This is a genomic window from Rhodospirillales bacterium RIFCSPLOWO2_02_FULL_58_16, from assembly GCA_001830425.1.
Classification (GTDB): Bacteria; Pseudomonadota; Alphaproteobacteria; order Rhodospirillales; family 2-02-FULL-58-16; genus 2-02-FULL-58-16.
Map to the genome: position 1 here is coordinate 1 of MIAA01000028.1, position 19,781 is coordinate 19,781.

At 61.0% G+C, this 19,781-nt stretch carries 19 protein-coding genes and 1 tRNA gene; 6 read left to right on the forward strand and 14 right to left on the reverse strand.

Annotated features, from left to right (window positions below):
- Nucleotides 1-63: 63 nt before the first annotated feature.
- Nucleotides 64-153: transfer RNA gene (locus A3H92_01610), tRNA-Ser, on the reverse strand.
- A gap of 173 nt (nucleotides 154-326) precedes the next feature.
- Here A3H92_01610 and A3H92_01615 point away from each other — a divergent pair.
- Together A3H92_01615 and A3H92_01620 are read left to right on the forward strand one after the other, a co-directional pair.
- On the forward strand, nucleotides 327-608 hold the full coding sequence (locus tag A3H92_01615) for an antitoxin (protein ID OHC74719.1): 282 nt from the start codon (nucleotides 327-329) through the stop codon (nucleotides 606-608).
- Nucleotides 605-1,126, forward strand: coding sequence for a GNAT family N-acetyltransferase (locus tag A3H92_01620; protein OHC74720.1), 522 nt, complete (start codon nucleotides 605-607; stop codon nucleotides 1,124-1,126). Before A3H92_01615 ends, A3H92_01620 begins: the two co-directional genes overlap by 4 nt.
- Nucleotides 1,127-1,143: 17 nt before the next feature.
- Here A3H92_01620 and A3H92_01625 read toward each other — a convergent pair whose 3' ends face one another.
- The 5 genes from A3H92_01625 to A3H92_01645 are packed head-to-tail and all read right to left on the reverse strand — an operon-like array spanning nucleotide 1,144 to nucleotide 9,770.
- Nucleotides 1,144-4,590 carry a double-strand break repair helicase AddA gene (locus tag A3H92_01625; GenBank protein ID OHC74721.1) on the reverse strand — a complete coding sequence of 1,149 codons (3,447 nt, stop codon included), beginning with the start codon at nucleotides 4,588-4,590 and terminating at the stop codon, nucleotides 1,144-1,146.
- Complete coding sequence (locus A3H92_01630) at nucleotides 4,587-7,592, reverse strand: double-strand break repair protein AddB (GenBank protein ID OHC74722.1); 3,006 nt, start codon at nucleotides 7,590-7,592, stop codon at nucleotides 4,587-4,589. The genes A3H92_01625 and A3H92_01630 overlap by 4 nt, the downstream gene beginning before the upstream one ends.
- Nucleotides 7,589-8,314: a mannose-1-phosphate guanylyltransferase gene (locus A3H92_01635; GenBank protein ID OHC74723.1), complete on the reverse strand. Its 726-nt coding sequence runs from the start codon at nucleotides 8,312-8,314 to the stop codon at nucleotides 7,589-7,591. The genes A3H92_01630 and A3H92_01635 overlap by 4 nt, the downstream gene beginning before the upstream one ends.
- Nucleotides 8,305-9,336: an aminoglycoside phosphotransferase gene (locus A3H92_01640; protein ID OHC74724.1), complete on the reverse strand. Its 1,032-nt coding sequence runs from the start codon at nucleotides 9,334-9,336 to the stop codon at nucleotides 8,305-8,307. Before A3H92_01640 ends, A3H92_01635 begins: the two co-directional genes overlap by 10 nt.
- Nucleotides 9,306-9,770, reverse strand: coding sequence for a tRNA (adenosine(37)-N6)-threonylcarbamoyltransferase complex ATPase subunit type 1 TsaE (locus tag A3H92_01645; GenBank protein OHC74725.1), 465 nt, complete (start codon nucleotides 9,768-9,770; stop codon nucleotides 9,306-9,308). Before A3H92_01645 ends, A3H92_01640 begins: the two co-directional genes overlap by 31 nt.
- Before the next feature lie 55 nt (nucleotides 9,771-9,825).
- On the opposite strand from A3H92_01645, the gene A3H92_01650 reads away from it, so the two are divergent.
- On the forward strand, nucleotides 9,826-10,848 hold the full coding sequence (locus A3H92_01650) for a ferredoxin--NADP(+) reductase (protein OHC74734.1): 1,023 nt from the start codon (nucleotides 9,826-9,828) through the stop codon (nucleotides 10,846-10,848).
- Between the two features lie 189 nt (nucleotides 10,849-11,037).
- Here A3H92_01650 and A3H92_01655 read toward each other — a convergent pair whose 3' ends face one another.
- Both A3H92_01655 and A3H92_01660 read right to left on the reverse strand, forming a co-directional pair.
- Nucleotides 11,038-11,451, reverse strand: coding sequence for a hypothetical protein (locus A3H92_01655; protein OHC74726.1), 414 nt, complete (start codon nucleotides 11,449-11,451; stop codon nucleotides 11,038-11,040).
- A gap of 112 nt (nucleotides 11,452-11,563) precedes the next feature.
- Nucleotides 11,564-12,457: a hypothetical protein gene (locus tag A3H92_01660; protein ID OHC74727.1), complete on the reverse strand. Its 894-nt coding sequence runs from the start codon at nucleotides 12,455-12,457 to the stop codon at nucleotides 11,564-11,566.
- A gap of 390 nt (nucleotides 12,458-12,847) precedes the next feature.
- On the opposite strand from A3H92_01660, the gene A3H92_01665 reads away from it, so the two are divergent.
- Nucleotides 12,848-13,117 carry a hypothetical protein gene (locus tag A3H92_01665; protein OHC74728.1) on the forward strand — a complete coding sequence of 90 codons (270 nt, stop codon included), beginning with the start codon at nucleotides 12,848-12,850 and terminating at the stop codon, nucleotides 13,115-13,117.
- 19 nt (nucleotides 13,118-13,136) lie between these two features.
- On the opposite strand, the gene A3H92_01670 is transcribed toward A3H92_01665, so the two are convergent.
- From A3H92_01670 to A3H92_01695, 6 genes are all read right to left on the reverse strand, one after another.
- The gene (locus A3H92_01670) at nucleotides 13,137-14,558 is read right to left on the reverse strand and encodes a hypothetical protein (protein ID OHC74729.1); all 1,422 of its coding nucleotides are present in this window, start codon (nucleotides 14,556-14,558) and stop codon (nucleotides 13,137-13,139) included.
- A gap of 27 nt (nucleotides 14,559-14,585) precedes the next feature.
- Nucleotides 14,586-15,020 (reverse strand): hypothetical protein, encoded by a 435-nt coding sequence (locus tag A3H92_01675; protein OHC74730.1) that lies wholly within the window; start codon nucleotides 15,018-15,020, stop codon nucleotides 14,586-14,588.
- Nucleotides 15,021-15,032: 12 nt separating this feature from the next.
- A complete protein-coding gene (locus tag A3H92_01680) occupies nucleotides 15,033-15,245 on the reverse strand; it encodes a hypothetical protein (GenBank protein ID OHC74735.1) in 213 nt (70 codons plus the stop codon).
- A 78-nt stretch (nucleotides 15,246-15,323) separates the two neighbouring features.
- The gene (locus A3H92_01685) at nucleotides 15,324-16,877 is read right to left on the reverse strand and encodes a hypothetical protein (protein OHC74731.1); all 1,554 of its coding nucleotides are present in this window, start codon (nucleotides 16,875-16,877) and stop codon (nucleotides 15,324-15,326) included.
- Nucleotides 16,878-16,915: 38 nt separating this feature from the next.
- Entirely contained in the window at nucleotides 16,916-17,401 is a 486-nt protein-coding gene (locus tag A3H92_01690; protein ID OHC74732.1) for a hypothetical protein, read from the reverse strand.
- Between the two features lie 4 nt (nucleotides 17,402-17,405).
- On the reverse strand, nucleotides 17,406-18,458 hold the full coding sequence (locus A3H92_01695; protein ID OHC74733.1) for a hypothetical protein: 1,053 nt from the start codon (nucleotides 18,456-18,458) through the stop codon (nucleotides 17,406-17,408).
- Between the two features lie 156 nt (nucleotides 18,459-18,614).
- Between A3H92_01695 and A3H92_01700 the strand changes: the two genes are divergently transcribed.
- Together A3H92_01700 and A3H92_01705 are read left to right on the forward strand one after the other, a co-directional pair.
- Nucleotides 18,615-18,860: a hypothetical protein gene (locus A3H92_01700; protein ID OHC74736.1), complete on the forward strand. Its 246-nt coding sequence runs from the start codon at nucleotides 18,615-18,617 to the stop codon at nucleotides 18,858-18,860.
- Nucleotides 18,861-18,865: 5 nt separating this feature from the next.
- Nucleotides 18,866-19,528, forward strand: a complete 663-nt coding sequence (locus A3H92_01705) for an isoprenoid biosynthesis protein ElbB (protein ID OHC74737.1) — start codon at nucleotides 18,866-18,868, stop codon at nucleotides 19,526-19,528.
- Nucleotides 19,529-19,781 lie beyond the last annotated feature (253 nt).

Below are 19,781 nucleotides of genomic sequence, written 5' to 3' on the forward strand. Positions count from 1 at the left end.
ACCTTAACTTCGCCGCCGAACTGTCCAAACAAGTAGGACCACCTCAGTCCTTCGGGAAGTTAATGGCGGAGAGGGAGGGATTCGAACCCTCGGAACCCTTGCGAGTTCAACGGTTTTCGAGACCGCCCCGTTCGACCACTCCGGCACCTCTCCTCTGGAAATAAATTCGGTCGATCAGGCTATGCCGCCTCATCCAGGGGCGCGGAGGATAACTTATAAGACGTGTCCGCCGCAAGGCGCTCCGCCGTCAGGACCTTCCCCATACTTATGTATTGACAATGTCTGTACATACACTAGTCTGGTCACGTCGAGATTAGGAGACCGCCATGCCCGCAACCACGCGACTCAAGAACGACGTGATCCAGATCCGCGCTTCCGCCGAAACTAAGGCGCTGTTCGTTCACGCGGCCGCCTTGCGCGGGCAGAAGCTGTCGGAGTTCATGCTGGAGAGCGCCCGTCACCAAGCCGAGGAAACCCTCCTCGACCAGCGCGTCTTCTTTTTGGATGAGAAGGCTCATACGCGCTTTCTCGCCATGCTCGATGCGCCACCCGAGCCTTCCGCCGAGGCCCGCGCCCGGTTGAACCGGAAGACGTCCTGGGAAGCCTGAGTGCAGCATCGCCGCCGTTGAGCGCGCCGGAGCCGCTAGGCCCGAGGCATGACGTCTCGCGTTTCACAAACGGCGTCCATCCGTCGCTTGATCAGTGGCTGCGCGAGAGGGCGCAAGCGAGCGAAGGTTTGTCCGCCCGCACCTATGTGGTCTGTCCACGGGATGAGCCGGAGCGCGTCGTCGGCTATTTTTCAATCTCCACAGCGCTCGAACAGCGCCGGATTCTCCCCTCCGCGAAACTGCGTAGCGGAAGTCCGGAGCAGGTCCCGCTGCTGCTGATCGGCCGGTTGGCCGTGGATGCGAAATGGCGTGGCCGGGGGCTGGGATCGGCGCTATTGGCGGACGCGCTGCGGCGTTGTCTTGCCGCATCCGAGATTGCAGGCGTGCGCGGCGTCATCGTCCATGCGATCAACGATGACGCCGCCAACTTCTACAAAGGCCATGGGTTCGTCCGCTCTCCTCTGGGCGAGCGCGTCATGCTTATGCCGATCGAAACGGTCCGTGCTTTGGTCGGATAATGCTCTACCGCAAGGCGCTACACGCCGCCGTGCCTGTCCAGCAATGAGTCAGACAGAGCCATCAGTCGCGGCCCGTCGGTCCAGAGCAGCAGGCAGCGCACCGGGCGGCCCGGATAAATAAGGCCGAGCGCCTGACGGTAGACGGCCATTTGCCTGAGATAGTAAACCGGCGCGTCATTTTCATTTTCGGGAATTAGGCGGTTGGTCTTGTAGTCGATAACGCTTACCGCTTCGCCGGTGACAAGCAGGCGGTCCACCCGCGCCGAGATCACATGGCCGAATACCTCGCCGCTGATCGCCGCCTCGGCCCTGCTTCCCGGCCCGAACAGAGGGGCAAATTCCCGATGCTCCAGCACCGCCATGACCTCATCGGCAATCTCGGCCTGCTCCGCGTCATTCAGGCAATGGACCGGCATTTTCAGGTAGCGGCGGGCGGCGGCGGCGCGCCTTGACGGATCAAGGTCGGGAAGACTTTGCAGCAGCCGATGGATCAATCGCCCGCGTTGAAAGCGCGCAATCCCGTCAACGCCCAAGGGTTGGCGCATAGCCGGTTCTTCTCCTTCGGGGCGTGACGGGATTAGAGGCCTGAGCGGCGTCGGTTCCTGCGGCGGCGGCGCTACGGCCCATGCCGGCGGCGTCGAAGGTTCGGCAACGGGGCGCCGCCCGCCGCCGCTCTCCCTGGGGGCGGCCTCCTGCCGCGAAGCCAGACGCAGCCCCGGTTCATCAAAGCCGATGACGGGAACCTCGACGGCGCTCCCGCAGCCCGCGATCGAAGCACGCGCCATGTCATACCAGCATCCCTGGGGCGGACCCGTTTCCGCCTGCTTCGCGCCGGCGAAACTGCAGATGTAAAGACGGTCGCGGGCGCGGGTCATGGCGACGTAAAGCAAGCGGTTATATTCCTGCCGACCGACGCGACGAACCGCCTCGCGCAGGGTGCGGCAGGCTTCCGGCTCGGTGGATTTATCGGCGGGCCACAGGGGCGTATTTTCACCCCACAAGATATAATCCTCCATTCTCTGATCCGGAACGGAGAAGGTGTCGGGCAGAAAGATCACGTTGGCCTCAAGCCCTTTGGCGCCGTGCACGGTCAAAACCCTAACCTCCGGGCGACCGATATCCAGGTCCCGTTTGACCTCGGTTTCGCCGGCGGCGATCCAGTTAAGAAAGCCCTGAAGCGAAGGCGTGTGGGTGCGTTCGAAATCAAGGGCCAGACTCAGAAATTCGTCGATAGGGTCGGCGGCTTCATGACCGAGGCGCGACAGAATGGCCCGACGTCCGCCCTTGGCGCCCATGACATGGGCAAAAAACTCAAAAGGCGGGGCGTAGTCGGCGCGTCTGAGGATATCCTTCAGATAAGCTGCGGCGTTTGCAAAGGCGGCTTCATCAGAAGCCTTTTCCCGCAACGACCGCCACAATGAACCGGAACGCTGATAGGCGATCCCGTACAACGCCTCGTCATCAAGACCGATGAACGGCCCCTTCAGCACTTCGGCCAGGGTCAGGTCGTCTTCGGGCATAAGGGCGAAACCGCCGAGAGAAATCAAGTCCATGACCGCCAACTGTTTGGTAAGTTTCATGCGGTCGGAGCCGGCGACCGGCACGTTGCGGACCTTGAGAGCGCGGATCATGGCGTCGGCGAACGTCCCGCGTTTGCGCACCAAAATCATAATGTCGTCGGGACGGATGGGGCGACCGGCGGAAACCAGTTCTTCTTTATCGTCGATCCAGCGGCGTATGGCATCGGCGATGCGGCCGGCCAGGATCACCGCCGGCGCGTCCGTCCCGACGCGATCAACGGGATCATCCCATGCCGTATCGTCGGCAACTTCCCCCGGCTTGACGACAGGCCAGACCTCGACCAGCCCGGCATGGCCTGTTCGCTTGGCGTGGTGGCGAATTTCTTCGTCCTCGCCGCGCAGTCCGTCGGCGGCCTCAGCAACGGCGAACACCCGGTCAACGGCCCCAAGGATATCCGGAGTCGAACGATGCGACTGAATCAGCGACGTCTCCCGCCAGGCGCGGCCTGCGTTCGTCGTTTTTTCACGAAAATACGCGCACATGCGGCGAAATCCTTCCGGGGCGGCGCCCTGAAAGCTGTAGATGGACTGCTTTTCATCGCCGACGGCGAAAACGGTGCGCTCGTCTTGTTCCCTGACGCCGAGGCCGGAATAGAAATCATCGGCGAGGCGGCGGATGACTTCCCATTGCTCGGGGCTGGTGTCCTGCGCCTCATCGATAAGAATGTGGTCGATGCCGCCGTCGAGCTTGAAGTGGACCCAGGACACGCCGCCGTCGGATTCAAGCAATCCGGCGGCTTTAAGAATCAGGTCGTCATAATCGAGCAGGGCGCGGGCGCTTTTCAATACCTCGTATTCCGCCAAAAGAGCGCCGCCGAACCGAATAAGCGCCGAAGTCGTCTCGGCGTCGCGGACGGCGTGAAGGCGCTTGCCGACCTCGGCGACCCTGCCCTGCTCAATAAGCAGGGCTTCCTCCGCCTGCGGATTGGCCGCCGCCAAATCCTTGGTTATCAGTTTATCGCGTGGTTCGCCTTCTTTAGTGAGAAAGCCGCCCATATACAAAGTGACAAACGTCGCCGCCCTGTCTTGCGCGTTCATTGCCGACCATGAGATCAGGATGGATGAACGTTCCTTATCGGTCTTTTTACCCCCGGCCAGGACGGCGGCGGCTGAACGCAGACCTTGTACGTTGTACGCGCCGTCGGCGACGGCCATGGCGACTGCCGCCGCTTCGGTTTCTCCCGGAGTCAGGCCGAAGCCCGCATAGGCGGCGTCGATCATGGCGTCAATGCCGCCGACGCGATGTTGCTGTTTGGCGAACCGCCCGCGCCGAAAGGCAAGTTCCTTTTTCAGTTTGGCAAAGCCGTCCTCGCCGACCATTCCGGCCAATACCTTGAGGGCGGCGGCAATGTCTTCGCCGCCGGGGCGTTGGGTTGTCAGGAGCAATCGGTCACGGGCCTCTTCCATAAGTTCGCTCGCGGTCCGCTCGTCAAGCACCGAAAAATGAGGAGACACCCCGGCTTCCAAAGGAAAGCGGCCCAGCAGCGATTCGCAAAAACTATGGATGGTGCGGATTTTGAAGCCGCCGGGCGACTCCAGGACCTGCGCGAACAAGCGTCGGGCCGGGGCCGGATCATCCGGCGCCTTGGCGGCCCCGGTGAGAGCGCGAAGAGAATCTTTCAGTTCGCCATCGGAGGCGCGCGCCCATTCGGCAAGGCGCTTGTTAAGCCGGTTGGCCATTTCGGCGGCCGCCGCCTTGGTGAATGTCAGACACAGCAATCGTTCCGGCTTGGCCCCCATAAGCAGCAACCGCGAAATGCGGTCGATCAACACATGGGTCTTGCCGGTTCCGGCGTTGGCCGACACCCATGCCGAGGCCTTAGGGTCGGCCGCCATACGCTGGTTGGCGACGCCGCCGAAATCATCCCCGTCCCGCCCGCTCATTCTTGTTCTCCGCCGTCGCCGAGACCCCATTCCTTGACTCTGGCCAGATGGTCATAGTCGCCTTCATGGCGCTCGTACTGAACCCGCACCCGCGACAGATAAGGCGTCTTTTCCATGTCGTAGCAGCCGAGCAGACGCACGAGTCCGGCCCGGCTCTTGTCGATCAGGTTGCGAACGCCGCTTTCCAATTTGGGCCGTGCAGTCTTTCCCGGTTCGCGTCCTCCCGAGACGAGAACATAAACAAGCTCGGAAACGTCGGCTTTGCCGATGGCCTTGAACCCACCGGCTTCGGCGATCAGCGCTTCCAGGGGAAGTTGCGGCGCCAGGCCGCTTTCCATCTGGGCGCCGCTGGGGTTGCTGCCGGTTTTATAGTCGATAACGGCAAGGGTTCCGTCCTTCAGGCGGTCGATGCGGTCGGCCCGCGCTTTCAGCGTGAACGGCCCTCCGGCAAGATCGAGGATGATATCTCCCTCGACCTCGGTTCCCTCCGTCTTGACGCCGCTCGCCCGGCGCTCGCGCTCCCAGCCGACGAACCAATGGGCGACGCGCTCGAAGCGCGGCCACCACAGCGCCCTAACGATAGGCCACGCCATCAACCGGGCGAAGACTTCGCGCCCGATGGAGATCAACCTGTCCTCGGCGTCATCGGGCATCTCGTTCGGCCAGGCGCGGACAAACTTATCCAGAATTTCATGGATGACGTTTCCCCGTTGTCCGGCGTCGGGGTCGGCGTCAATCGGCTCAAGAGGCCGGAGGCGAAGAATCCGCCTCGCATAAACGGCATAAGGGTCGCGGATCAGCTTTTCGATCTCTGTCGTCGGCAGTTCCCGTGGGCGGGCGCTTAGCGGAGGACTGAATTTCGGTTGCCCGACCGGCGTCGGCGGCCCGCCATGATCATCCAGCCCCCTCGCCCAGCCGAGCCAATCGTCGGAAGGCTCAAGGGCATGGGCAAGTCCCGCTCCCTCCAGCAGGTTGTCGATTCGTTGCAGCCAACGGGAGGGGACCGTCGGCGCGCCGCCGATCCGTTCGGCCCTGGTCAGAACGACCCGAGACGCCGATATCCCCTGCACAAAGTCGTGGGCGGAAAGGCCGATGCGGCGTTCCGGCGCTGGAAGACCGAAGTCCTTCTGCATGGATCGGCTCATCCACGGGCTTGGCCGCGCTTCCGGGGGCCATGTGTCTTCGTTGAGACCGCCCAGAATCATGACATCGGCATGTTGCAGCCGCGCTTCAAGATTGCCCCAGATATAAAGCCGGGGGTGGCTTCCGAAGGCGGGCCGCACCACGCGCCCCGCCATCAGCGAGTCGAAAAAGGCCGGGTAGCGCCTCCCGTCCATGCCGACGCAAAAAACGCCGATGTTCTCGCCCAGTTCGGCGATGAACCCCGCCGCCGCTTCGCCGTCGGCGCCGCGCCACAATCGTTCGGCGCCGGTTTCTTCGGCGGTGGCGGCCAGGGTTTCAGAAAAGGCGATATGAGCCTTTAACAGGTCGCCGGGCGAAGTCGATCCCTCGTCCATCAGACGGGCAAACGGCTTGACGGCTTGTTCAAGGACATCCAGCCCCGGCGACAGCGCGTCAAGGTCTTCGGCGGTTTTGTCGCGGCCTCGGCTCAACGCATTGTGGCGCGTCGCGGCCACGGCGGCGCGCAGTCCGGCGACGCCCGGTCCCGGTCGAGGTCCGCGCAGCAGATGTTTCTCCAGTTTCCTGGCCCAGACGCGAAAGTCAGGCTCGCTCCATCCGCCCCCCGCCAACGGATGCTTGAGAACCGAAAGCAACGCCACCGGCGCCAGATCCTCCGCCGCCATTTCCGCCGTTAGCCTTAAGAACGCCCCCGGCGGAGTCTCGGCCAGGGGTCTGCCCGCCGAATCATCAATATGGATATTCCACCGGCGCAGTTCCTCGGCGACGCGCCGCGCCAGAGACCGATCCGGCGTCACCAGGGCGGACGTGCGCCCCGGCGTTTCCAGGCCGTGACGCATCATCAGGGCGATGGCCCCGGCCTCGGCCTGCGGATCGGGAGCGTTGATGCGGATAATTCCGTCGATATCGGCCGGCGTTATCGTAGCGGCAACCACTTCGCCCGTGGTCTCAGGACTGCTGAGCGCCGAGTTTATCAAACGGCTGCGTCCGGGCGCGACGCCGATCTTGTCAAAGGCGGGCCAATCGGTGACATCGCCGCGCCCGACGCCCAGATGTTCAAGCAGGCGGGCCATGCCGAACTGGGGATGGGACGGCCCCAGCGTCCGCCATGAGAGGTCGTCCATGTTCACATCAAGACCGGGAAGGACCAGCTTCCCCGACGGCAGCCCGGCCACCACCTTGAGCAAGTCGGCGGTGGCGGGGATGGAGCCGGTGGAACCGGCGGCGACAACCGGATGGCTCGGCGGATTCCTGAGCCAGACGCCTGCCCTAGCCTCCAGCAGCCGGTTGCGGCGCTCCGCCGGGTCCAGGCATCCCTCCTCGTCAAGAAGCAAAGGCCATTGCTCGGTGATTATTTTCAGAAACTTCAGGGTGATCCGCCAATGATCGGCCAATTCCTTCAGTTCATCGGGAACCAGTTTCGCCAGCCGCGCAAAAGACAGACGCTCGGTATGCGCCTGATCAAGAAAGCGGGATAATTCGGCAGCCAGACGACATGCCTGATCGGGAGCGGCGTCAACGCCCTCGAAGGCCATAACCAGCCGGGCCAGCAACAGTTGGCGGCGCAGACCGGGAACGGCGGGAGGAATGTCGAGTCCTCCCGGCATTTCGTCAAGTCCGCCGGTCAGCGCCAGTTCATCCTCGTCGATATCGCCCAGCGGCGTCATCCTGGGCAACAGCATCGGCTTTCCCTCGTTCAGCCTGAGGAAGGCTTCTCCCAGCGCGCGACAGGCGCGCCGCGTCGGCAGCAGAACCTCAACATCCGTCAATTCCTCGGGAGTTTTTCCGCTTGCGGACACAATCCCCGCCGCCAGAGCATCAACAAAAGAAACGCCGGCGGGGATCGTATAAACGCCGCTCATCCCCTTTTTATCCCGCGCATGAAGGCCTCGGCCTCGGCCAGGCCTTCGGGGTCGCCGATATGGAACCATTCGCCGTCATGGACAATGCCGTGCAGGCGCCCCTTGCTGATCGCCCTGTCGTAAATGAGGTTGAGGGAGAACGGCCCTTCGGGAACATTTGCAAACAGGCGGGGATGGAGAATTTGTACGCCGGCGAACAGATAGGGCGCGACTCCGGCCTCCGGTCTCCGCGAGAGGGCGCCGTTCTGATTAATGGTGAAATCGCCGACGCCGTCGTAACCGTGAGCATCGACGGTGGAGTTAAGAAGCAGCAACCCGTCCATGCGTCGCCCGTCCCAGGCCTTGCCCATACGGGAAAGCGCCCCCTCCCCCTCGCCGTTCAGCCATAAGGCGTCGGCGTTGACCACATAGAACGGTCGTCCGCCGAGCAAAGGCAAGGCCCTGGCTACGCCGCCGCCGGTTTCCAGGCGTTCTTCCTCGGGCGAGAACAATATTTGCGGAGAAGGCCGTCTTTCAAGATGCCGCCGGATCATATGTCCGAGGTAATGAAGGTTGACCGCCACCGTCTCCACGCCGACCTCCTCCAGCCTGTCGATGGCCCGGTCAATAATCGTCCTGTCGGCCACCGTGACCATCGGTTTCGGCAGTTTTTCGGTAATCGAACCCATGCGTAAGCCAAGTCCGGCGGCCAGCACCATTGCCCGCTTCGGTCTTATCGGCATGGCGGGACGCCTCTCTTGTCCTTGGCTATGTAGACGTCAATCCATTCGGCGACTGCGGCCAGCGCCGGGTGTCGCAGAGCCTTCTCAAGGAGTCTCCACACCCTGGGAATATGAGCCAGATAGGCGGGCTTTGCATCGCGTACGCAAAGCCGGGTAAAGATGCCGATCACCTTGGCGTGGCGCTGCGCGGCGAGGATGGCGAATACGGCCCGGAAGTCATCCTCGTCAAAGCCGGGAAAAGCGTTCAGGTAATAATCAATCATGTCGCTCGCCAGATACGGGTCGATGTCACGCCGCGCATCTTCGAGAAGCGACATCAGGTCATAGGCTCCCGGCCCCGACAGCGCGTCCTGGAAATCGAGCAGCCCGCAGGCCTTCACGCCGTCATTCGCCGGCAGCCACATCAGGTTGTCCACATGGTAATCCCTGAGCACCAGGGTGCGATGCTGGGCGTGAACGATGGGAAATACGGAAAGCCACGCCTCGCACCAGGCGTCACGGATTTCATCAGGCGTCGGTTCGCCGAGCATGGCCGGCATATACCAGTCGGTAAGCAGACATGCTTCATCCAGCAGCCTGTCATCGTCATAAGCGGGCAGCCGATCAGGGACGGCTTCGTCCTTTGGATAGCGATGAATATGGATCAACACGTTCACCGCCGATCGGTAGAGCGCCCGCTCATCGCCGCCTGTGGCCAGAACACGGGTATAGGTGTCGTCCCCCAGGTCCTCAAGCAACAGCAGGCCCATCTGCCAATCCTCGGCGAGGATTTCAGGAGCGGTCAGGCCCAGCGAGCGCAAGTGCCGGGACAAGTCGGCAAAGGGGCGCACGTCTTCCTTGGGCGGAGGCGCGTCCATCAGCACCGCTCTTCTGTCCCCTTCGACGAGACGGAAATAGCGGCGGAACGAGGCGTCGCCGGCCAGAGGCGCGATCTCGGCTCCGCCCCAATGATTGGCGGCCAGAAAAGCGGCGATATGGGCGTAGCGGTCAGTCACATTAGTTCCTTCAGGCGATCCGGCCAATCGCCATAGCCGGTAAGGGTCAAATGACGGGCCTCCGGTTTTTCCGCGTAGGCCAGGGCCACGTCAAGGCGGACCTTGGGAAGAAACCCGCCGAGGCGCTCCGGCCATTCGATAAGCGATATGCCTTCGGCGAAAGCCTCCTCGATGCCCAGTTCAAGGGCTTCCTCGGCGGCGTTCAGGCGGTAAAGATCGAAATGATGGACCATGCCGCCGTCAAGGTCGTAGGTTTGCAACAGGGTAAAGGTGGGGCTGGGGACTTCCTCCTGCCTCTTGGCCCTGGCCCGGATGAAGGCGCGGGCAAAGGCGGTCTTGCCGCATCCCAACTCGCCGCGCAGCGCAATGACATCGCCGACGCGGGCCATGCCGGCAAGCCAGACGGCCAGACGGTCGGTGGCCGCCTCGTCGGTCAGGTCCAACTCGATGTGATCTGTCATATCCCGCTTCTTTTCCGATCTGACCTACCATATGATAATTCAAAGGCAGGAAACCATGACAAATACTTCGCATCGCACGGACGTGGCGGTTATCGGCGCCGGCCCCGCCGGATTGTTCAGCATTTTCCAGTGCGGAATGATGAAAATGCGCTGCCATGTCATTGATGTCCTCGACGCGACGGGAGGCCAGTGCAGGGCGCTGTACCCCGAAAAGCCCATCTATGATATTCCCGGACATCCAAAGATTTTAGCCGGCGATCTGGTGCAGAAGCTGGAGCAGCAGGCGGCGCCGTTCGCCCCCGTTTTTCACCTGGGCCAGCAAGTGGTGAAACTGGAGCCTGCGGACGACGCAAGATGGCGGCTGGAAACTTCCACCGGCGTTGCAATCAACGCCAAGGCGGTGTTCATCGCCGCCGGCGTCGGCGCCTTCGGCCCCAACCGTCCGCCGCTGGAAGGGATCGAGGCCTTCGAGGGCAAGTCCGTCCACTACATGGTCAAGCGCCGCGAGGACTTCAAAGGCAAGCGGGTGGTCATCGCCGGCGGCGGCGATTCGGCGGTGGATTGGGCCTTGTCGCTGGCCGATATCGCCGCCGGAGTTTCCATTATCCACCGACGGGTCAAGTTTCGCGCCGCGCCCGGCAGCGCCGACAAGCTGAAAGAATTGATAGACAAAGGCGTCATCGAGTTGGTGGCGCCCTACCAACTCGCCGCGCTGGAAGGTTCAAACGGGCAGATCGAGACAGTTGTTGCACGAAGCCTGGACGGCGACGAAAGACGCCTCGGCGCCGACGCCTTGCTGTCTTTCTTCGGCCTGTCGCAAACTCTGGGGCCGATTGCCGAATGGGGACTTAACCTTGACCACAATTACATCAAGGTTGACCCCGCCGACTATTCGGCGGGAAAACCCGGCCTTTTCGCCATCGGCGACATCGCCTCCTATCCCGGAAAGCTCAAGCTTATTCTGTGCGGCTTCGCCGAGGCCGCCGTCGCCGCCCACGCCGCCTACCCGCTGGTCCATCCCGACGAAGCGCTTCACTTCGAGTATTCCACCACCGGCGGAGCGCCGGGGGGGAAGTAAATTTCGGGCCACGGATGAACGCTGATGGACACGGATATCGGCGGCATTGTTATTCGCGCAATTTAACCCCTCCTGACCTCCCCTTCGTAAGGGGAGGAACTCCTTTCCCCTCCTTACCAAGGAGGGGTTGGGGGAGATTAGATTTGATCCGCGCTCGTCCGTGGTTCCACTAATTCCCGCGATGGGATGTCACAGATTCACTTGTCCAGAGGCGCGAAGGTAGTTTGCGTATGACTTGTCGAAGCCCATGATGTGGTCATTGAGCCATTTTCCCAGGAAACTTGCGACATCGTCTCCGATCACCCCTGGGCCTGATTCCATCAAGCGATCAGTTAAGTACTTAAGCTCAAGCAACAAATCGTCGTGTTCCTTCTTGTGGGCCGCAAGTTTGCTATATCCGGTTCGCGTCATGCTCTTTTCTTCACGACCGAAGTGGGTCTTGGTGTAAGTCCACAGTTCTCCAAGAGTCTGATTGACGGCGCCGTCTTCCAAGACGACGGATGCGAATACGTTGTTCGCCAAGACGAACAGCTTCCTATGATCGTCATCAATCTCATCAACATGGGTAAGGAGATCGTCCGACCACTCTACGCGATCAGTCATTACCGTCAACCCTCCAGCATCCCGTAAATGGCATAACCAATAATGTGATCCACCGTCTACCATAATAACCAATAAGGAAAGCGTGGCGGTTTATGAGGAAATGCCGAAAATGTTATGGAGATTCGCCAAAGTGGCGCCCGGAGCCGTTCTTCGAGCGCCATTTGGTCGGCGGTGTGCCGAAGCGGCGGGTAAAGGCGTGAGTGAAGTTGCTGAGATGGGCATAGCCCATCCGATGCGCCACCTGCTTGACCAACAGATCGCCTCGCGCCAGCAGGTCGCACGCATGGTCGAGCCGCCACTGTGTCAGGCAGACGAACACGCCGGCTCCGAACAAGTCGTGAAATACTTCGTTGAGCCGCCGCTGCGACAACTCGACCTGCCGCGCCAGATCACTGATCGAAGGCGGAGCGGCGAGGTTAGCCATCAGGATATCCCGTGCGGCAAGCGCCCGGCGCCGATCAGCCGACAGCGTGCGGGTGGCCAGTTTCTCCTCGCCGGCGAGGTCGGTCAGCACCTCGGCCATCAGTTCACATGCCTTGCCCTGCACATACAGCGACGCCATCACCCCCTCGTATGGATGCGTTCGAATCTGAGCGGCAATGCGGTGCAATGTGGCCGACGCACGGCCGGCCGCGCCGAAATTGTCGGAATGTCCGTCAAGGAAACGCCGGATCGGCCCGGACGTCCGCTGACCGTCCAACATGGTCCGCAAGCGCCCGACCGTGTACACGGCGGTCAGGGTATCGTGGGTCCCCGGTTGATGATCGATCAAGCAGGCGGGATCGGCTACGAGGCTGATGTTGTAGGTCCCTGCTGATTCTTCCAGGGTAGGATTGCCGGGATGACGAATCCGGGCGCACCCGGACGATGGAAGCCGTAGCGCCAGAATCGGCTCGTCAAACAGAATTCGCGTTCCGACCGTGACCGGAACATGGAACCGGCTCTGAGTTTCGAGAACGAACGCTCCTTGGCCCAGCGGTCGGAAGCCGACGTTCGCCCATCCCACCTCGGGTGGAAATGCCGCCAGCCGAGGCGACGAGAGGTCAGCGCTGCTAAAACCGCTCGGCAGCGCCCACTCCGACGCCAATGGAAGCTCGGGAACGGACGGCGCGGCGCTCTCGCTCGACATGTTCTCTCCGTTCGGATCAGTCACCCCACTATTCAATACGTCAGTGGGCTGACGTAAACAAGAAATTCAGCTTTCCCTCTCTCGTCATGCCGCGCCCTCTGCTGCTGTTTCGGTCGCATTTAGCCCCCCGAAAATGATGATCTTCAGGGAATCATAAAGGCGAGGCGCTTCACTTCTAGTATTCCACCACCGGCGGAGCGCCGGGGGAGGTTCCGTTAATTCCGTGTCGCCGTTGACCACCCGGTCAAAAAGGCGCATATTTGGGGCATGACGACCATTACCTTCGACACGCTGAAATTCGCAGAACACCTTGAGGCTGGCGGTTTTACGTTGCAACAGGCGCGTGCGGCGGCCAAAGCCTTCGCCGATGCGACCAGCCAGGAACTCGTTACCAAGGGCGATTTACGGGATATCCGAATGGAGATCGCCGCCTTGCGCTCCGATATGGAAAAAATGGAAATGCGGCTGACCATCAAGATGGGCGCCATGCTGGCGGCAGCGGTGGCCGCCGTCGCCGCCATGGTTAAGCTGCTGTAGGCGCCGACATCATCTTCTTTTAAGCGCCGAGAGCGCGTTTCACATCCGCGACGACTCCCTTCCAGTCGCCGGGCGCGCTTTGCCTGAACAGGCGCATGGATAGGAACCACGGCGAAGTCTCGCCGTCCTGCATATAACGCCAGTCGGGAACATGTTCCAGCAGCACCCATGTCGGCTTGCCGAGCGCCGCCGCCAGATGAGCCGTCGCCGTGTCCACGCAGATCACCAAATCCAAAAGCATGGTGATCGCCGCCGTGTCGGCGAAATCATTGATCCCGGAAACCGGGTTCGCCAGACGGTGAGCGCCGATCTGATCTTCGCCGTCGCCCTTCTGAAGACTGACGAAGGAGATAGAGGGAATCTCCAGCAGCGGCGCCAGCATCGTCAACGGCAGCGAGCGGGTCCGGTCTTTCTTCTGCGCCTTGTTGCCCTGCCAGACGAGGCCGATCTTTCGTCCCTGCATCTTGGGTAAGCGGCCTTGCCATTCTTCGCACAGCGCTGGATCGGCCTTGATGTGGCCTGAGCATGGGGGAATGGAATCAAGCGTAGTTTCAAAGATCAAGGGCAGGCTTGCCATCGGAAGGTGAACGTCGAAGGGGGGAAGCTGTTCGCCCTGCGCCGCCAACTCATCTATGCCGTCAACGCCGGTCAACAGTCTTTTCAACTGTGGCTGACATTCAACGACGACGCGGCCCCCTCGTTCGGCGCACAGAGGAGCGTAGCGAATGAACAAAATGGTATCGCCGAATCCCTGTTCGGCGTGCAGCAGCAGCGTTTTGCCGTCCAGCGGCGAGCCGTCCCAACGCGGCTGGGGGAAATTACGCGCCGGGGAGGGAAAATTCTTTTTTCGCCACCGCCATTCATTCTCCGCCCATCCTTCTTTCAGGCGGCCCGTTTGCAACAGGGTGGCGGCCAGATTGGCATGAGCCTCGGCGTTGTCGGGATTGATCTTCAAGGCCTGCCGGAAACAGGCCTCGGCGTCAACGAAACGGCCCATGATATGCAGGACGACGCCCAGATTGGAATGAGTCTCGGCGATACCGGGGGCGTATTGCAAGGCGCGCCGGTAATTTTCCGCCGCCTCTTCCGGCCTGTCTTGTTGCCGCGCAATGTTACCCAGGTTGTTCAGGGCCTCGGAAATGGCGGGGTTGATCTCCAGGGCGCGGCGGAAGGCGGCGTCCGCGCCCCGCAAGTCTCCCAGCTCCAGCAGGGCGGCGCCCAGGTTGCAATGGGCGTCGGCATGGCCGGGATTAACGGCAAGGGCCTTCCTGATAAGCTCCGCCGCCGCCGCCGGCCGACCGGCCTGATTGGCGATGACGCCGAGAAGTTGCAGGGCGTCGGCGTTGTCAGGATCGCTGTCGAGTATTCGCCGATAGGCGCGTTCCGCCTCGGCCAGCCTTCCCGCACGGTGAAGCTCAACAGCCTTCGCCAATGCGCTCATGGCAGATTCCCGGCGATATCCCTAATGTCAGGCCGCTTCTTCCACGGTAACCACCAGACGCCTGCCGAAGCGAGCAAGGGCTTCTTCCAGCCTGCTGATCTTGGTTGCGTGTTTCGGGTCAAGAATCCGTCGCACCTCGCTCTCCTGAATGCCCATGGCGGCGGCGAAGGCGCTGTTGGAAAGACGATCCTTCCGCAGGGCCTCGTAGAGGGCAACCTTGGCGGCCAAGACTGCGCCGGGAACCGCCGTGGGGCGGCCCTTGGCAGGGCTGGGCGGCGGGATATCCTCACGCCGCACGATACGGCCTGCAAGAGCCTCTTCCAGGCAATCGGCGGCTTCCGCGACAGCCTCGTCAACGGTATCTCCGTCGGTTATGGCTTCGGCGAAGTCGAGAAAGGTGACCGAGAATCCGCCTTCACTCTCTTTGTGAAGGTCAAAAGGGTAACAGTAACGGGTCTTCATGATCGAGGTTCCTTAAAGATCGTTCGGGTCGATCCCGAGTTGTTTGCACATGCCGTGAAGGGTGCCGGTCTTGAGTGATTTCTTGCGATCCTTCACCACAGTGAAGCGGTCGCCGAAATAGAGAGTGCCGTGGCTGCCCTTTCCTCTCGTTTGGTCGAAGTGAACGAGAATGCCGCTCTTGCGACCCAGCTTCTTTGCCTTAGCTATGAATTCGCGTCCGTTCATGAACAAAATATCGCGCAAAAATGTACGAGACACAAGAAAAACCCGCACGGTGAAGCTCAATCGCCTTCGCCAATGCGCTCATGGCAGATTCCCGGCGATATCCTCGAACACGCCCCCCCAGTCGCCATGAGCCTTCTGCCGGTAAAGACGCACCGACGGGTAATAGGGAACGCCGCCGCTTCCGAAGGACACGTCGCACTTCTTGAAGGGGTGAAAGGCGTGGGTCGGAATCCCCAACGCCCCGGATATTTCATAAACGGAGGTGATTGGAGTAACCACGGCGTCCAGGCACGAGGTCAAGGCCGCGCCGCCGTCGATATCGTTCATCAGGTCGGCGTCATCCCATGTGTGAATGGTCGCGCCGAAACGCTCGCCGGCCTCGGCGATTTCGGCGGAACATTCATCGTATTGCAGGTTTACGAAAATCGTACCGTCCCGCCCCAGCAGCGGCCCCATGTCCTCGATCCTTGCAAAATAAAGGCGGCGCGTGCTTGTCATCAGCCCGGAGCGCCAGGAAAGGCCGACCTTCGGACCTCGGCCAAGGGCGGACAAGCGTTTTTGCCACCGCTTACGCTTGCCCCGGTCCACGACAAGGAAGCTCCGGCGTTCGGGAAAATCGGCCAATGAAGCCCGGAAAAAACGATGCAGGTTTCCCATCGGCAGTTGGTAATCGAACGCCTCCCCGCCGGTCTCCGCCCGCCTGAAAGGACGGGCATGGACGTCGGCGGCGGGGAACGAGCGGGCGAACAGGCCGACCAGCCTCGGCTCACACTCAATGGCGCAGCGGGCGCCCATGGCGATAACGTCGGCAACCATGCCGGAAAAGCAGACCTCGTCGCCGATGCCCTGCTCGGACCACAAAAGGATCGACTTGCCCTTCAGCGGCGAGCCGTCCCAGGCGGGAAAGGGAAAATGCCTTATCTTCGGCAGGTAGTCCTCAAGCCGCCAGCGCCATTCATTTTCCGCCCACCCCGGAGCCAATTCTCCCTTGTCCAGCAGGACGAAGGAAAGCAGGCAATGGGCCTCGGCGTTATCAGGGTCGATGGACAGCGAACGCCGGAAACAATTCTCCGCCTCCTCCGTCCTTCCCAATTCCAGGAAGGTGTTGCCCTGGTTGTTGAGGGTTTTCGTAACGGCGGGAGCGAACTCAAGGGCGCGGCGGAAGCAATCCACGGCTTGAGACGCCCTGCCGCTGTCCTTGAGGGCGTTGCCGAGATTGTTAAGAATATCGGCTCGTCGGGGATCAATCGCCAGGGCGCGTTCAAAGCAATCGACCGCCTCATCGGGACGATTCAAAGCACTTAAAGCGTCGCCGAGATTGTTCAGCGCCTCCACATATCCGGGGTCGATTTCCAGGGCGCGGCGGAAAGCGTCCACGGCTCCGCCGGGATCGCCGAGATCCTTGAGGGCATTGCCGAGATTGAAATGAAGCCCGGCTTTCATCGGCTCAACGGACAATGCCCGGCGACAGCAGATGATCGCCTCTCGGCATTTGCCCTGCCCCCTCAACGCGACGCCGAGATTGCCGAGAGCCGCCGCATCATCCGGTCTGGCGTCTATAACTTGCCGGTAAAGCGTCTCCGCGTCGGCGAGCCGCCCCTGTTGATGGCGGGCGACGGCCTCTGCCAGCATTTCATCATATCGGGTCGTTATTTCCGCCGCCCCGTGCTTTACGGTTTACTGAAGGATGCGGCGCAGAGGAGGAAATTGACGGTTTTTATATCGTTGCCCAGAGGAAGAATAATGCTTCGATAACAAAGCAAGTCGCCGTTCTCGCCGGGGATTTCACCGCTCACGGTCACGGGAACCTTTTTTTCCATGACCTCGCCGTAATAATCAAATATACGCCGAATTGTCGTTCCCTCCTCCGCTTCGGAAAATGGTTTTCCGATAAGGGCGTCGCCGGCGCCGGCGGCATAGTCCTCGCCGATGCGCTCAAAGACAGGCTCACCTCCGTCGTCGGGTACGGCAAGCAGGATGATGGCCGGCCACTGGCGGTCTAATTCCTGTTTGGAAATGACTTCAAAAGATGGAAACTCGTCGTCACGGCGGGCGTCCCACCACAGCCTGAGGATACGAAGCTCCATCCGGCGCTCAATCCCCGCCTCAAGTTCGCTGTCGGTTCGGCGATCCACGGCATCATCGGTGTCTTTCATTTTCCTATTCCACTACAGAGTGTTTTTCGACAGCCTGCTTGAGGGCCGCAAGGAGTTGACGTCCTACTTCCCCGCCGTCGCCGGCGATTTTATCACGAAGCACCGCACGCATGATATCCACATGAGACTTGACAATCTCGACGGCGCTGTCGTTCTCGGGACAGCGTACCCCTGTGCATTCGTAGAGCATCTTGCCGACAACGCTGACCAGGGGGTAGCCGAAGGTTCCGCCCTGGCCGCGCAGTTCGTGAGCCAGCATATTGATTTTCTCGAAGTAAATAGTGCGTTTTCCCGGCTGCATCAAGGCCTCGGTGCACAGATCTTGAAGCTGTGATACATACTGGAGCGCCCATTCGGTGAAGTCCAGCGAAGACCGCTGCAACTGGGTTTCCGCTTCTTTCAGCAGATCGTTGGGCAACTCGCCGGGGCCGCTGTCGACGCCGCCGGCTTTCCCCTTAAGGCTGTTGGGCAGACGGAAATACCATACATCCGTCGGCTTCTTCGGTTTCACCACCTTATCGGCGGAATAGACGATGACCACATCATCGTCTTTCATCATGCGGAGTTCCTCGCCCGGCGGCGAGAGCTTTTTTCGCCGTCGATCAGGGCCGTAATAATTATGGGTGGCGACGAACTGACGCGGGTGATCAATCACTTCAAGAAATTTTCTATAAACCGCCACCGACGAGAACGGCTTCGCCAAGAACTCGGTCACGCCCAGATCACGCGCCGCCCAGACATTATCCCTATCGGCGGCCCCGGACAGGATGATGAACGGCATCAGCCGGTTCGGCGATTCCTTGGAGTTACGGACCCAGCGTAAGAGCAAAAGTCCGTTGATCGGCGCCATCAGGTAGTCCGAAACAATCAAATCCAGGCCTTGGCCGCCATGCAGCGGCGAGGCGGTCTTGAGGTACTCAATGGCCTCGGCGCCGTCGGATGCGGTTATTATCCGACCGAAGCGGAACTGGCGCAATAAATCCTCCAGGATATTGCGCACATAGCGATTGTCCTCGACTAAAAGAATGCTGATGCGCTCAAGATTGTATACGGCCACTTTATAGTCCCATCTTTTTCAACGGCCCTATGTTCCTTGATCCGCCGACGCCGCGCAACCTAAACCGACATCGTGAGCCGACCGCTTGCGCACGAGGGTTCAGGGCGTTTATGCTCCGCTTGCGAAAAACATTCAAACCCGCGAAAGGAAACAATGATGACTGAAGTCGGTGGCGTGCCGGTGGAGAGGCTGCGTTCATTCGTCGAGCGCATCGAACGTCTGGAGGAAGAAAAGGCCGTGCTGACCGCCGATATCAAGGAAGTTTATTCCGAGGCCAAGGGATCGGGCTTCGATGTAAAGGTGCTGCGCCAGATCGTGCGGCTCCGCAAAATGGACCAATCCGCCCGCCGCGAGCAGCAACAAATACTGGATATCTACAAGCGGGCGCTGGACCTGGAGTAATGATGATGACGAAGACAAAGCCGAAGGTGGCGGTAGTTCTTTCCGGATGCGGCGTCTTCGACGGCGCCGAGATTCACGAATCGACATTCATCCTGCTGGCGCTGGACCGCCGGGGCGCGGCGTATCAATGCTATGCCCCCGACATCGACCAGCACCATGTGATCAACCATTTGAACGGCGCGGAAATGAACGAGACCCGCAACGTCTTGCGGGAATCGGCGCGCATCGCCAGAGGCAAGATCAAGCCCCTGAGCGAGCTTGACGCGACGGACGCCGACGCGCTGATCTTTCCCGGCGGTTTCGGCGTCGCCAAGAACTTATGCACCCTCGCCTTCGACGGCGCAAAATGCTCGGTCAACGACGAGGTTGCCCGCGTGGTTAAAGGCTTTCACGCCGCCGGCAAGCCCATCGCCGCCCTGTGCATCGCGCCGGCGATGATGGCTAAACTGCTGGCCGGCGCCGAAGTCACCATCGGCCATGACCACGGCACGGCTCAAACCATCGAAAAGATGGGCGGCAAACACAAGCCGACCGGGCCATGCGAGGTGGTGGTGGACGCCGCCAACAAACTGGTCACCGCCCCCTGCTACATGCTGGAATCGACCATCAGCCAGATAGCCGACGGCGCCGACAACGCGGTGAAGGAATTGTTGAAGCTGGTCGGCTGATGCAGTTTCATTACGAGGCGCGGCCTTGCCGTCATTGCGACCGTGTTTCACGCGAAGACGCGAAAGCATGATGAAGGGTAAGCCGCCATGCGGATTGAAAAAACAGCGATCAGAATGACTTCGCGCCTTTGCGCCTTCGCGTGCACGGAGAGGGAACCCGGACTACGAGGCGCGGCTGCCGGTATTATACCAGCGGCTTTAAAGAGTGACTCATCGTCAGTGGGTAGAGAAAAATTCCTCCCCCTTGCTTCAA